The 13,548-nt window shown below is 60.2% G+C and carries 14 protein-coding genes; 11 read left to right on the forward strand and 3 right to left on the reverse strand.

What is annotated here, in order from left to right; translation table 11 throughout:
- Positions 1 to 254 precede the first annotated feature (254 nt).
- Positions 255 to 908, reverse strand: a complete 654-nt coding sequence (fsa, locus tag ACORLH_RS05485) for a fructose-6-phosphate aldolase (RefSeq protein WP_321831590.1) — start codon at positions 906 to 908, stop codon at positions 255 to 257.
- 126 nt (positions 909 to 1,034) lie between these two features.
- Between fsa and ACORLH_RS05490 the strand changes: the two genes are divergently transcribed.
- Positions 1,035 to 3,248, forward strand: coding sequence for a primosomal protein N' (locus ACORLH_RS05490; RefSeq protein ID WP_321831591.1), 2,214 nt, complete (start codon positions 1,035 to 1,037; stop codon positions 3,246 to 3,248).
- Positions 3,249 to 3,291: 43 nt separating this feature from the next.
- Here the strand turns inward: ACORLH_RS05490 and ACORLH_RS05495 are convergent, their stop codons facing one another.
- A complete protein-coding gene (locus ACORLH_RS05495; protein WP_321831593.1) occupies positions 3,292 to 4,356 on the reverse strand; it encodes a YeeE/YedE family protein in 1,065 nt (354 codons plus the stop codon).
- 237 nt (positions 4,357 to 4,593) lie between these two features.
- Here ACORLH_RS05495 and ACORLH_RS05500 point away from each other — a divergent pair, with 237 nt between their 5' ends.
- From ACORLH_RS05500 to ACORLH_RS05515, 4 genes are all read left to right on the forward strand, one after another.
- Entirely contained in the window at positions 4,594 to 5,829 is a 1,236-nt protein-coding gene (locus ACORLH_RS05500; protein ID WP_321831594.1) for an MFS transporter, read from the forward strand.
- A 114-nt stretch (positions 5,830 to 5,943) separates the two neighbouring features.
- Positions 5,944 to 7,350: an MATE family efflux transporter gene (locus tag ACORLH_RS05505; protein WP_321831595.1), complete on the forward strand. Its 1,407-nt coding sequence runs from the start codon at positions 5,944 to 5,946 to the stop codon at positions 7,348 to 7,350.
- Between the two features lie 72 nt (positions 7,351 to 7,422).
- Positions 7,423 to 8,289, forward strand: a complete 867-nt coding sequence (locus ACORLH_RS05510) for a 50S ribosomal protein L11 methyltransferase (protein WP_321831596.1) — start codon at positions 7,423 to 7,425, stop codon at positions 8,287 to 8,289.
- Positions 8,290 to 8,404: 115 nt separating this feature from the next.
- A complete protein-coding gene (locus ACORLH_RS05515; RefSeq protein WP_321831597.1) occupies positions 8,405 to 8,749 on the forward strand; it encodes a hypothetical protein in 345 nt (114 codons plus the stop codon).
- Between the two features lie 87 nt (positions 8,750 to 8,836).
- On the opposite strand, the gene ACORLH_RS05520 is transcribed toward ACORLH_RS05515, so the two are convergent.
- The gene (locus tag ACORLH_RS05520) at positions 8,837 to 9,064 is read right to left on the reverse strand and encodes a DUF1127 domain-containing protein (protein WP_321831598.1); all 228 of its coding nucleotides are present in this window, start codon (positions 9,062 to 9,064) and stop codon (positions 8,837 to 8,839) included.
- A 317-nt stretch (positions 9,065 to 9,381) separates the two neighbouring features.
- Between ACORLH_RS05520 and ruvC the strand changes: the two genes are divergently transcribed.
- The 6 genes from ruvC to ybgC all read left to right on the forward strand — a co-directional run bounded on the left by ruvC (position 9,382) and on the right by ybgC (position 13,463).
- On the forward strand, positions 9,382 to 9,900 hold the full coding sequence (gene ruvC, locus ACORLH_RS05525; protein WP_321831599.1) for a crossover junction endodeoxyribonuclease RuvC: 519 nt from the start codon (positions 9,382 to 9,384) through the stop codon (positions 9,898 to 9,900).
- On the forward strand, positions 9,897 to 10,595 hold the full coding sequence (gene ruvA, locus ACORLH_RS05530; protein ID WP_321831600.1) for a Holliday junction branch migration protein RuvA: 699 nt from the start codon (positions 9,897 to 9,899) through the stop codon (positions 10,593 to 10,595). The genes ruvC and ruvA overlap by 4 nt, the downstream gene beginning before the upstream one ends.
- Positions 10,596 to 10,604: 9 nt before the next feature.
- The gene (gene ruvB, locus ACORLH_RS05535) at positions 10,605 to 11,654 is read left to right on the forward strand and encodes a Holliday junction branch migration DNA helicase RuvB (protein WP_321831602.1); all 1,050 of its coding nucleotides are present in this window, start codon (positions 10,605 to 10,607) and stop codon (positions 11,652 to 11,654) included.
- Between the two features lie 121 nt (positions 11,655 to 11,775).
- Entirely contained in the window at positions 11,776 to 12,459 is a 684-nt protein-coding gene (locus ACORLH_RS05540) for a hypothetical protein (RefSeq protein ID WP_321831603.1), read from the forward strand.
- Positions 12,460 to 12,470: 11 nt separating this feature from the next.
- Positions 12,471 to 13,007, forward strand: a complete 537-nt coding sequence (thpR, locus tag ACORLH_RS05545) for an RNA 2',3'-cyclic phosphodiesterase (RefSeq protein ID WP_321831604.1) — start codon at positions 12,471 to 12,473, stop codon at positions 13,005 to 13,007.
- 69 nt (positions 13,008 to 13,076) lie between these two features.
- Positions 13,077 to 13,463, forward strand: a complete 387-nt coding sequence (gene ybgC, locus ACORLH_RS05550; RefSeq protein ID WP_321831605.1) for a tol-pal system-associated acyl-CoA thioesterase — start codon at positions 13,077 to 13,079, stop codon at positions 13,461 to 13,463.
- Positions 13,464 to 13,548: the final 85 nt, after the last annotated feature.

Genomic DNA, 13,548 nt, shown 5'->3' on the forward strand with positions numbered 1-13,548 from the left:
GGGATGCGGTTTTTGGCAGTTTCGTGCCGGTCCACTGTGGGTGGATCAAGAAAACCTATTTGTGCCAAATACTAAGAGGTTTGTGCGTCTGTGGATAAAAAACTTCCACAGGGTTATGCACAGGGTCTTGTGTGGGCGGATTGGCGAGGGAAAGGCTGCAAAGCCTATGCCACATAGGGGCTGCCTCGGCAGAAATAAAAAACGCCCCCAAACCTAGGGGGCGTTAAACGTTTGTTTAGCATTATGTGCGAAGATCAGAGGATCTTGATGTTCGCCGCTTTGATGTCAGCCAGGAATGCAGCCAGGCCTTTGTCTGTCAGCGGGTGGTTGGCCAGTGCTTTGATCACCGCAGGCGGGGCGGTGATGACATCGGCACCGACACGGGCGCAGTCCTGTACGTGGTTGGCCGAACGGATCGATGCAGCCAGAACTTCGGTTTCAAAGCCGAAGTTGTCATAGATGGTGCGGATGTCTTCGATCAGGTCCATGCCATCAAGGGCGATGTCGTCAAGACGGCCGATGAAGGGGCTGATAAAGGTTGCGCCGGCTTTGGCCGCCAGCAGCGCCTGATTGGCCGAGAAACACAAGGTGACGTTCACCATGTGACCTTCGCTGGTGAGGGTCTTACAAGCTTTCAGACCGTCCCAAGTCAGCGGCACTTTGACGGCGATATTGTCGGCGATTTTGACCAACTTGCGGCCCTCGGCGATCATTTCATCCGCGTCGGTGGCGGTGACTTCGGCCGAAACCGGACCGTCAACCAGTTCACAGATCTCTTTGGTGACTTCCAGAATATCGCGACCGGATTTCTTGATCAGCGAGGGGTTGGTGGTTACACCATCCACCATGCCCAGATCGTTCAGCTCGGCAATGGCATCGATTTCGGCAGTATCAACGAAGAATTTCATCGGCGTTCCCTTTTGTGGCGCGACGTGTCAGATTTCGTCCCTGCCTTTACCGCATGACGGGCAAGGGGGCTAGCCCTTGGGTGGCGAATTTGGGATAGAGGCCGAAAGAGCGGGGGCAAAAGGCAAATGGCGGGGCAGGTTCAGCCGGATCAGCAAGAGTTTTTTGACCCTGGCACCTTGGTCGGTGTGCTGACCACGCAGCCCCTTGATCGCATTCTGGATTACAAGGCGCCCGAGGGCGGGTGCTGGCGGGGCGCATTTGTTGAGGTGCCTCTGGGCCCCCGTAAGGTGCTTGGCGTGGTCTGGGGCCCTGGCCAAGGAGGCTATGATGCCAGCAAGATCCGCAGCATCTTGCGCGTCCTGGATGTGGCGCCGATGCGGGATGAGTTGAAGCAATTCCTGCAACGCTCGGCCGATTATACGCTGACGCCTTTGACCGCGATGTTGCGGCTGGCGACCCGCGCACCGGGGTTGAGCGATCCCCCCTCGATGCAGAGAATCTATCGTCTGGGACAGGGTGAGCCTGACCGCACCACGGCGGCGCGCACCCGCGTGGTGGACACGCTGCGGGACTATGGCGGTCTGGCCTTCACGCTGAAAGAACTGGCTGAGATGGCTGGGGTCTCTTCGAGCGTTGTTAAGGGTTTGGTAAAACAAAACGTGGTATTGGAGGAGGATCGGCCGCGTGACCTGCCGTTTGCCCGTCTTGATCCAGACCATGCCGGCAAAACACTGACTGAGGCACAGGGGGAGGCAGCCGCGAAATTGCGCGCGGGTGTGGCGGCGCAGACTTATGGCACCACGCTTCTGCGCGGCGTCACCGGTTCGGGTAAGACCGAGGTCTATCTGGAAGCGGTCGCCGAATGTCTGGCGCAGGGGCGACAGGCCTTGGTGCTGCTGCCGGAAATTGCGCTGACTGCGGAGTTTTTGACCCGGGTGGAAGAACGGTTTGGCGCCAAACCCGCGGAATGGCATTCCGGTGTCACCATGACGGAGCGGCGCCGGATCTGGAAAATGGTTGGGCAAGGCGGCGCACAGATGGTGATCGGTGCCCGCTCTGCACTGTTTTTGCCCTATCAGAATCTGGGCCTGATCGTTGTCGATGAAGAGCACGATACCTCTTACAAACAAGAAGAAGGGGTGCTGTATAACGCGCGGGACATGGCCGTTTTGCGGGCCCACCTGTGCGGTGCGCAGGTTGTTTTGGCGTCGGCAACGCCATCGCTGGAAACCTGGGTGAACGCTGAGGCTGGGAAATACGAAAAAATCGATCTGGTCAGTCGCTTCGGGCCGTCGGTTATGCCGGATATGCGCGCCATCGATATGAGGCAGGAGAAGCTGCCATCGAACCGCTGGATCTCGGAAAAGCTGAAACATGAAGTTTTGGCGCGGGTTGAAAAAGGGGAGCAGTCTCTGCTGTTTATCAATCGTCGCGGCTATGCGCCGGTGACGATCTGCCGGGCCTGCGGTCATCAGATTGCCTGTGATGTTTGCGATGCGCGGATGGTGGAACATCGGTTCCTGAAGCGGCTGATGTGCCATCAATGTGGCGAAACCAAACCGGTGCCGACGGAATGCCCAAACTGCGCGGCTGAGGATCGGCTGGCCCCGGTTGGCCCCGGCGTGGAACGTTTGGCCGAGGAGGCGACTGCGCTGTTCCCCGATGCCCGGGTGGTGACGCTGAGCTCGGACATGTTTGGATCAGCCCGTGCCCTTAAGGCACAGATCGCCGAAATCGCTGAGGGTGGCGCCGACATCATCATTGGCACCCAGCTGGTTGCCAAGGGGCACAACTTCCCGCTGCTGACCCTTGTGGGGGTGATTGACGCGGACCTTGGGCTGCAAGGCTCCGACCTCAGGGCGGCGGAGCGGACCTTTCAGCTGATGCGTCAGGTGGCGGGGCGGGCCGGGCGGTCTGAGCGCAAGGGTGTTGCGTTTATGCAAAGCTATCAGCCTGAGCATCCGGTGATCCGCGCGATCCTTGCCGGTGATGAGGAAGGGTTTTGGCGGGCCGAAGCAGATGCACGCCGGCTGGCAGGGGTGCCTCCCTACGGACGTATGGCCGGCATCGTCATCAGCGCCCCGGATCCCCAGCAACCCTTTGACATGGGTGCAGAAATGGCGCGGCGGAATGAGCCGTTGCGACAGATTGGTGCGCAGGTCTTTGGTCCCGCACCGGCGCCGATTGCCCGGATTCGGGGGCGGCACCGTGTGCGACTGCTGGTCAAGGCTGAGAAAGGCGCACCGTTGCAAAATGCGCTGGCGAAATGGTTACAGCAGTTTCGGCCGGGGAACCAATTGCGGATCTCCGTCGATATCGACCCGCAGAGTTTTTTGTAGCCCTTAACGCTTTGTTGGTGATTTTGCCTCAATCTGCCGGGGATCAAGCGGTGGCGGCGCGACTGGAGGGCTGATCAATCAGCCAATCCGTTGCCATCGCGCCGATCCACATTGCAAATAGCGCGCACCAGGCCGTTGCCACAAAGATGGACCCACCCGTGACCCCTGCGCCGATGGCGCAGCCACCTGCCAGCATGCCGCCAAACCCCATCAGGGCGGCGCCAAAAATCGCGCGGCGCATGTTTGCCGCGCCTTCATAGCCTTGGAACTTCAGCTCCCTAGTGACCCAAGCGGCGAGGAAGGCGCCGATGAAAACACCTGGAACCAACCCGATATCAAATTCCAACACAGCGTTGCGGTCCAGGACAAACATCAAACTATGCGCGGAGGGGCCGGTGAACGTGGCGCTTTCGACCTGCACCGGATCAAAGGCGATTTGAGACAGTCCAAAAGTTAAAACCCACCCAAGGGCGACTGCAAATCCAACGCCTGAGGCAAAGATCAAACGGGCGGCGCCGATGCGGTTGCGATGGGCCAGGACAAGGGCAAAGCCTGCAAGCGCAAGGCCTATAAACAGGCCCGACATGGGTGGCAGATTGAGGGCGGTCAAAAGGTCAGTGTTCCGACCGCCCGGGGTGATCCATAGCCCTGCCAGTACCTCCCGTGGGGCGGAGAGCAGACCAGCGAGGGTCATCTGCGCAACGACGGCAAAGATCAGGCCGGACACCAGTGATCTAAGGTTGCCGGTGGCCGCCAGAACCAGCAACCGCCCGGAACACCCCCGGGCCAGCACCATGCCGGCGCCAAACAGCAACCCGCCGATGATGGCACCAGACCAGCTGCCAGGCACAGCCATCATCCGGGCATCTGCGGCCCGCATCAGCCCCAGCATCTCGGCTGCTTGGACCCAGACAACCGCGGTGGAGAAGGTGAGCAGCCAAACCGCAACGCGATCATCCCAGCGACCGCGAGCAAAGGAGACCGTGGCGGCGCGCAGACAAAACCGGGACCTTTGCGCCGCAACGCCGAAGCAAAGCCCTGTGATCAGGCCGAGCAATGCTGCGGTGGGTGCTTCGCCGATGCGGTCCACAATGCTGAGGAGTGTCATCTCAATCCCTCTCTGTCATTTGCGGGTGAGAATATAAAATCAAATATTAGAATGTATTTGATTTGGATCATGCGCAGAACTGATCTGGCCAATAAGGGCAGGGTGGCGCATCCTTCGACAAACGCTGCCAGTTCAGCTGCGCCAAGCGCGCGGATGCGCTTTTTTGACGGGGCGACTGTGCATCTGTGTGGGGGCTCCGCACTCGCCTTTTGGACCAATTCGGCGTAAGGCCAAGGCATGAAAGCGATCTATCCCCTTGAAGAGGCGCGGCAGCTTCCTGTCTGGCGCCGTCCGATTACCCTGCTGTTCCTGATGGCCGCGGCGATGCCCATCGCCTTTTCCACCTGGTCGGCCCTCTTGAACAACTTCGTCATTGAAATGGCGGCATTTGATGGCTCTGACATTGGCTGGCTGCACACCGTGCGGGAAATTCCTGGCTTTCTGGCCATCGGGGTGATCGCCATCATCATGTTCATGCGGGAGCAGGTGCTTGGGATCGTGTCACTGGCGCTGCTTGGTGTGGCGACAGCGATCACGGCCTGGTTTCCCTCGATGGGGGGGATCCTGACCATCACCATGCTTAGCTCCATCGGGTTTCACTACTATGAAACGGTGAACCAGTCGTTACAGCTGCAGTGGTTGCCGAAAGATCGCGCGCCGCAGATGCTGGGGTGGATCATGGCGGCAGGATCAGCCGCAACGCTGGTTGCCTATGTGCTGATCGTGCTCAGCTGGGAGCGGTTCGACCTGACATATAACGTGGTCTACCTGCTGTCGGGTGGCCTGACAGCAGTAATCGCGCTGTTCTGTTTTGTGGCTTATCCGCAGTTCGAAAGCCCCAATCCGCAGGTGAAGAAGTTCATTCTGCGCAAACGCTACTGGCTTTACTATGCGCTGCAGTTCATGGCGGGGGCGCGGCGGCAGATTTTTGTGGTTTTTGCAGGCTTCATGATGGTCGAACGCTTTGGCTTCGACGTGCATGAGGTGACCGGGCTTTATCTGGTGAACCTGATGGCCAATATGCTGCTGGCGCCGGTCTTTGGCAAAGTGGTGGCGCGCTATGGTGAACGCCGGGCGCTGATCTTTGAATACGTCGGCCTTGTCACAGTGTTCCTGGCCTATGGCGGCATCTACTGGTTTGGCTGGGGCGTGGTGCTGGCATCGATCCTTTATGTGTTGGACCACCTGTTCTTTGCTCTGGCGCTGGCGTTGAAGACCTATTTCCAGAAAATTGCGGATCCCGGCGATATCGCGCCCACAGCGGCGGTGGCTTTCACGATCAACCATATCGCTGCGGTCTTCTTGCCGGCGCTTCTGGGCTATCTGTGGCTGATTTCACCCGGCGCGGTGTTCCTGCTGGCGGCCGGCATGGCGGGCACATCGCTGGCCTTGGCCTGCTTGATTCCGCGCCACCCAGAGCCAGGTAATGAGACCGTGTTTGCCCGTTTTGCCCGCGCTGCACCGGCTGAGTAACGCACCGGTTATTTCACCGACCGCGTGATATGCCGGCCGCGTGATGTCCGGCCCCTTTAATGTTTCACGGCACCTGAGCCATCTGGTGCTGCCTTGACCCGACGGAGAGACCCCATGGCCCAAGCCAACACAGCCAAGCCTGCATCTGAAAAGCCGGCGGGCAAAGCCGCCGCGCCGCAGGCAAAATTCACCACAGGATCGACCATGCGCCATGTGGTGGTGATGACGCTGACCAGTGCCTTTGGCCTCAGCTTCATGTTTCTGGTCGACTTCCTGGCGCTGTTCTGGGTCAGCCAGCTGAAGGTTGAGATGCTGATTTCGGCCATAGGCTTTGCCGCGACCATTCAATTCTTTGTGCTGTCCGTGGCCATTGGCATGATGATCGCCGGTGTTGCGCTGGTCAGCCGGGCGCTGGGCATGGGCAAGGGCCAAAGGGCGCGGCGCATCTCAACGGTCATTCTGATCTATAGCGTTGGGATCCAGACGGTGATTTCGGCGCTGACTTATATGTTCCTGGATCCGTTGCTGGGGCTGACCGGCGCCAGCGGGGAAACGCTGGATGTGGCCAAAAGTTTCTTGATGATTTCGCTGCCCAGCCTGCCGATCATGGCGGCGGGCATGTGTGCCTCTGCGATTGTGCGGGCGGTAGGGGATGCCTGGCGCGCGATGATGGTCACCGTGATCGGTGGAGCTGTCGCGGTGGTTCTGGACCCCTTGTTCATCATCTACTGGGGCCTGGGGATTGAGGGTGCTGCGATGGTGATCGTCGCCTCGCGTCTGGCGATGGCCATTGTTGGCATCTACTGGGTGATCGTCACCCATAACATGCTGGCCCGCCCCCATCGGCGTGACTTCACCGATTTCCTGAAACCCTATCTGGCAATTGCAGTGCCTGCGGTGGCCACGCAGCTGGCAACACCATTTGGCAACTGGCTGCTGGTGCGCGCCATTGCAGAACATGGCGACAGTGCGGTGGCTGGCTTTGGCGTTGTGTCGCGTCTGACGATTCTGGGCTTTGGCGGCATCTATGCGCTGTCAGGCGCCATTGGGGCGATCATCGGTCAGAACGCCGGTGCCGGTCTGGGCGACCGCGTGCGCGAGGCCTATGTGGACTCGATCAAGTTTTGTGTGATCTACACGGGGCTGACCTGGGTCTTGATGGCGCTCTGTGCCGATCTGATCGTGACCGCCTTTGGCCTTAGCCCCGAAGGTGCAGAGATCGTCAAGATCTTCTGCTACTACGCGGCGGGCACCTTCGTGTTCACCGGCGCGCTGTTTGTGGCCAATGCGACCTTCAACAACCTTGGCAAACCCGTCTGGTCGACGCTGGCCAACTGGACCCGCGATGGCATCCTGATGGCACCGCTGGCCTTTGGCATGGGGGCCGCTTTTGGCGCGACGGGTGTGGTCTGGGCGCAGGCGGTGGGCAACACCATTGTTGGCATCGCCGCCGGCTGGGTGGCTTGGCGCTATGTCAAATCGGGGCGCGGGATTGAGCCGCAGCGCACAGCCAAGACTTGACCCCGGACGAGGTGGCGCGTAGGCGCTGCTGCAACACTTGAAACCCGTGATGTTCCTGCCTCGGAGGCCGCTATGCCCACTTACACCGCCCTGACGACCCTGCCCGGAAAAGCACCAGCCGAGGCGCTGGGCGAAGCGATGGAGCGTCTGAACCCGGAACCCACCGGTGTGGGCGTCTTTGAGATCGAAGATGATTCCGGCCTGTGGGAAGTGGGCGCCTATTTCGTTGAGGCCCCGGATGAGGCCGGGCTGGCAGTGCTGGCGGCGGCCTTTGATGCCAAACCTTTTGCCATCTCAGAACTGCCCGAAACTGATTGGGTGGCCAAGGTCAAACGGGAACTGGCGCCTGTCGAGGCTGGGCGTTTCTTTGTTTACGGCAGCCATGATGCCGATCAGGTGCCGGAAAACTGTGAACCGCTGCTGATTGAGGCGGCGATGGCCTTTGGCACCGGCCACCACGGCACCACACAGGGCTGCCTGCGGGCGCTGGACCGGTTGGACAGCGAAGGCTTTAAAGGGCTGAACGTTGCTGACATTGGCTGCGGCACCGCTGTTCTGGCCATGGGCGCGGCCCGGATCTGGCCGAACCCGGCGCTGGCAGGGGATATTGACCCGGTTGCGGTTGAGGTGGCTGCGGCCAACGTCAAGGTCAACGATCTGGACGGTCGGGTCAAATGTGTGGTGGCGGCAGGCTTTGGCGCGCCCGAGCTGGAGGCGGCGGCGCCTTTCGATCTGGTCTTTGCCAACATCCTCAAAGGTCCGCTGATCGATCTGGCGCCTGATATGGCATCAAACCTGCAGGAGGGGGGCTATGCGATTCTGTCTGGCATCCTGAATGAGCAGGCAGATGAGGTCATCGCGGTTTATGCACAGAACGGCATCAATCTGGCCTACCGCGAAGAGATTGGTGAATGGACCACCCTCACACTCAAGAAATAAAGGCAATTTGAGACGCAATTGCAGCGAATCTGGGGCTCTTGCCCCATTTCCGCCACATTTCGAAGGTATCCCTTACTTCAGGTAATGAGTGGGGGCTCGACCATCGGAGGTTGTTATGTCTGACGCCTTTAACGAGTTTGACGATAGGCTGCGACGCATCGACAAGAGCAGAGCGCGTCTCAAGAACGGCTACGTGACGGTTGTGGACCGCGATGGGTTAATCGTGGTGCGCCCGAAACGCCGCCGCGCCTCTTTCCCCTGGCGGGGGCTGGTGTTTCTGATCTGCGGATTTCTGGGGTTCAAAGCCTTGCTGATGGCCAGCATGGGCTTTGGCAATTACCAGGATCGTGTGGCCAAACTGCATGAGGGCGGTCTGGTCGAAGTGGCAGGTGGCTATCTGATGCAGCCCGACCCCGTGTCTGAGTATCTGGCGATCCAGATGCGCCCCTATCTCAAATAATCTCTCTCCAGAGATCTCTCACAAAAATGGCCCTGTCTGAACGCTCAGACAGGGCCATTTTGTTGGGGAGCAAAATGGTCAGGCGCTTTAGGCCTTGGCAACCATTTCGATGTCGGCACGGGTCAGGCCGATGTCATCCAGCTCACGATCGGTCAGACGCGACAGCGCCTTGCGGGTCACGCGGGCGTCGTTCCAGCCGGTGGCGATTTCGCGCAGGTGCGACAGGGTATCGACCACAACAAATGCGGTACGGGCGATAAGGCTGGCCAGTGCGCCAGCCTGATACTGGGTGCGGGTGTTCTCGTAGACAGCCATATCAGGAACCTCGGTGTGTGTTTCGTTACATTAACTGAGACGGCATCTAGAGCGCCTTTTTTATCCGCACAACTGGGCTGAATTGCATATCTCTTATGCAGTTTGTGCATAACGGGCTGGCATGGCGTTCGATCAAGTAAATAAGGGGTTTCGGACAGGTCCAAAGGTGTCGTTTTTGGACAATTTGGCGACGAAAACAGAACAGGTTTGGCGGGAATGAGACAGCCATGTCGTTTTTGATCTTTTTGCTTTCCGCTTGGCGTTTGTTCCCCCTTTGTGCTAATTGAAGAAAAAAATGTTCAAAAAAGGGGGCAGTGATGCGGGTTTTGGGGATCGATCCCGGCTTGCGCAACCTTGGCTGGGGGGTGATTGAGGCTGAAGGCAGCCGCATGAGCCACATTGCCAACGGGGTGTGCCAGTCTGATTCGTCAGAAGATCTGGCCAAACGGCTGCTGTCACTGCACGAACAGCTGAGCGATGTCTTCGCCCGGTTCCAGCCTGACACGGCTGCCATTGAACAAACCTTCGTCAACAAAGATGCCGTCGGCACCCTGAAACTGGGGCAGGCGCGCGGCGTTGCACTGCTGGTGCCGGCGCAGTTTGGGGTCAGCGTCGGCGAATACGCCCCCAACAAGGTCAAGAAAACGGTGGTCGGTGTGGGCCACGCGGCCAAACAGCAGGTTGATCACATGGTGAAGATGCAATTGCCCGGTGTGGCGATCAACGGGCCGGATGCGGCGGATGCCTTGGCCATCGCTATATGTCACGCCCATTACGCCCGCGGTCCCGGATTTGGGGCCGGCGCGGGGATGCGAATTAAAGAGGTGCGCGCATGATTGGGAAACTGTCCGGTATTCTGGATTATCGCGGCGAAGATCACGTGCTGATCGATGTGCGCGGCGTTGGCTATATCGTTTACTGTTCCGATCGCACCATGGCGACCTTGCCACAGGTGGGTGAGGCGGTGGCGCTTTATACGGATATGCTGGTGCGCGAAGATCTGATGCAGCTGTTCGGCTTTCCGACGTTGCTGGAAAAGGAATGGCATCGGTTGCTGACCTCGGTTCAGGGGATTGGCGCCAAGGCCTCGCTGGCGATCCTGTCTGCCCTGGGGGCCGAAGGGGTCAGCCGGGCGATTACCCTGGGTGACATTCCGGCGATCAAATCGGCCAAAGGGGTGGGCCCAAAAACCGCGCAGCGGGTGGTCAATGAGCTGAAGGACAAAGCCCCCGGCGTCATGGCCATGGGCGGTGCCCTGTCGGCGGCGATGGGGACTGAAGTGGCAGAACCCCTAGAGGTGATCGAAGAGGCGCCGAAGCCCGCCGCACGCAAACCACGCAAACAGGCGGAACCAACGGCGGCGCAGCAATCGGCAGCGGCGCAATCAGATGCGCTGTCGGCCCTGTCAAACCTTGGCTACGCCCCGGCGGAGGCCGCAAGCGCCGTTGCGCAGGCCGCACAAGACGCACCCGAGGCCGACACGGGTGAGTTGATCCGTAAGGCGTTGAGCCTCTTGGCGCCCAAAGGCTAAGGTATCGCCATGATTGACGCCGATCCGAACCTGCGGCCCGACTCGCTGCCCGAAGACAATGACCGCGCCCTGCGTCCGCAGGAGCTGGGGGATTTCATTGGTCAGGCCGAAGCGCGGGCCAACCTGCGTGTTTTCATCCAATCCGCCCGCCAACGCGGTGAGGCGATGGACCACACGCTGTTTCACGGCCCGCCCGGTCTGGGCAAAACCACGCTGGCGCAGATCATGGCGCGGGAATTGGGGGTCAACTTCCGCATGACCTCGGGGCCCGTGCTGGCGAAAGCCGGCGATCTGGCGGCGATCCTCACGAACCTTGAAGCGCGCGACGTGTTGTTCATCGATGAGATCCATCGCCTTAATCCGGCGGTGGAGGAGGTGCTCTACCCCGCGATGGAGGATTATGAGCTGGATCTGGTCATTGGGGAGGGACCAGCAGCGCGCACCGTGCGGATCGAATTGCAGCCCTTCACGCTGGTGGGCGCAACCACCCGTCTGGGCCTGCTGACGACGCCGCTGCGCGATCGGTTTGGCATTCCGACCCGGCTGCAGTTCTACACCGTGGATGAGCTGAATGAGATCGTGACCCGCAACGCCAAGCTGCTGGGCGCGCCCGCAACGCCGGATGGCGCGCGGGAGATTGCCAAACGGTCCCGTGGCACGCCGCGTATCGCCGGGCGCTTGCTGCGTCGGGTGGTGGATTTTGCGGTGGTGGAAGGCGACGGCAAGGTCACTCAGGCGCTGGCCGATCACGCGCTGACCCGTCTGGGGGTGGATGATCTGGGCCTTGATGGCGCTGACCGCCGTTATCTGAGCCTGATTGCCGAAAACTACGGCGGTGGCCCGGTGGGGATTGAAACCATCGCTGCCGCGCTGAGCGAAAGCCGCGATGCGCTGGAAGAGGTGATTGAGCCGTTCCTTTTGCAACAGGGGTTGATCCAGCGCACCCCGCGCGGCCGGATGCTGGCCGCCAAGGCCTGGCGGCATATGGGGCTGCAGGCGCCACAACGTGCGGAGCCCGGTGCGGGGCAGGGCACGCTGTTTGGCGGCGACGGAAAATAACCTTGGCGCGTGCCGCGCTGGTGCAGATAAGTATTTGCAGAACATTGAAAGGGCGCGGTGCTGGCCCTTTGGCGCGGTTCACGTTATGCGGGGGCCGTTACTGCAGTTCTGAGGATTTGTCATGACGCCCGAAGCCCTGAGCCCCGAAGCTGTTCAAGCGCTGTTCACCCGCGAAAACGGGGAATATGTCTTCGCCCGCTGGGGTCGGCCGATTGTGCCGGTGGTCTTTGGCGTGGAAGAAGAAACGCTGGAGATCGTCAAAGGCGCGCTGGAGGCGGTTGTGGCGCTGGCCGGGCACAAGATGGCGGAAACCGATCCCGAATTGGGCGCCAACCTGATGTTCTTTTTCTTCAAGGACTGGGATGAACTGCTGGAGGTGCCGAACCTTGATCAGCTGGTGCCGGATCTGGCGGAACTGGTGGGCAAGCTGAAGGCGCAGGATGCCAATCAATACCGCGGTTTCCGTTTTGATGATCTGGGGGCGATCCAGGCGGCCTTTGTCTTTGTGCGGATGGATGCGCAGATGGCCAAGATGCCCGCCGAAACACTGGCGCTTACGCAGGTTGTGCAGGTGATGCTGCTGTGGTCGAACGCGGCCTTTGCCGAGACCTCGCCCCTGGCGATTGCCGGGGAGAATGTGATCCTGCGCCCCGATGTGGCCGGGGTGATCCGTGCGGCCTATGCGCCCTTGATGCCGGGATCGGATCGCGATCCGTCCCATGCGCTGCGGCTCTATGCCCGTTTGCAGGTGCAGGGGGATCTGGTGATCGAAGATGACAGCGACCAGATCCAGCGCGGCGAATGAGGCGGCTGTTTTTGGCCCTGGATCTGCCAGACAATTTGCGCGACGGGTTGATGGCCCTGCCCGAAGGCTTGGGGATCGGCCGGGAGGTTGAGGAAGAGAACCTGCATCTGACGCTGGCCTTTCTGGACGCCCAGCCTGATTACATACTGGAGCCTCTGCACGAGGGGCTGACCACAGTACAACAGCCGCAGGTGCGGTTGCAATTGACCGGGCTGGAGCTTTGGGGTGGCGGGCAGCCCTCAACCCTGGTGATGTTGGCCGAACGGGTGCCGGAACTGATCCACCTGCAGGAAAAGCTGGCCCAGCTGGTGCGCGTGGCAGGCGTGGATCTGCCGCGGCGCCGGTTCAAACCCCATGTGACGCTTGTGCGGTTCCAGCGGGGGCTGCCGCCTGAGGCACAGTCGCGGCTGGCGGGATTTATGGCAGCAGAGGGCGGCGCCAGCCTGCCATTGTCTGAGGCGGAGAGCTTTTCCCTTTATCAATCCACGCTGACCGCAGATGGCCCGATTTATGAGGCACTGGCGACCTATCCGTTGCAACCGGTTTAAACGGGTCTTGCGCGGCCCGGCCTGACTGCTACGGTGCCGCCAGCAACCGAAGCCAGAAGTGATTTATCGATGATCTACGAACTCCCCGTGCGCGTTTATTACGAAGACACCGATATGGCCGGGATCGTCTATTACGCCAATTACCTGCGGTTTATTGAACGCGGCCGCAGCGAATGGGTTCGTGAGATCGGCATGGACCAGAACGCCATGAAGGCCGAAGGCTATGTCTTTGCGGTGCGCCGGGTGGAGGCCGACTATCTGGCGCCGGCGAAACTGGACGATGAGCTGACCGTGACCACCGAGGTGACCCACGTCACCGGCGCGCGGCTGGTGATGGATCAATGGGTGAAATGCAACGGCAAGGCGCTGTTTCACGCCATCGTCACGGTCATCGTGATGAATGAGGACGGTCAGCCGGTGCGGATGCCGGCAAATATCCGCCAGATGCTGAACTAGAAGGCCGATCTTTGCGCAAAAACACGCGCGTTGACGCCATTTTGTTAGCTTTCCCCTTAATTCTCAGCTAGCTTTGCCTGTAATC

Origin of the sequence: Thalassovita sp. (assembly GCF_963691685.1) — a bacterium.
GTDB lineage: Bacteria > Pseudomonadota > Alphaproteobacteria > Rhodobacterales > Rhodobacteraceae > Thalassobius.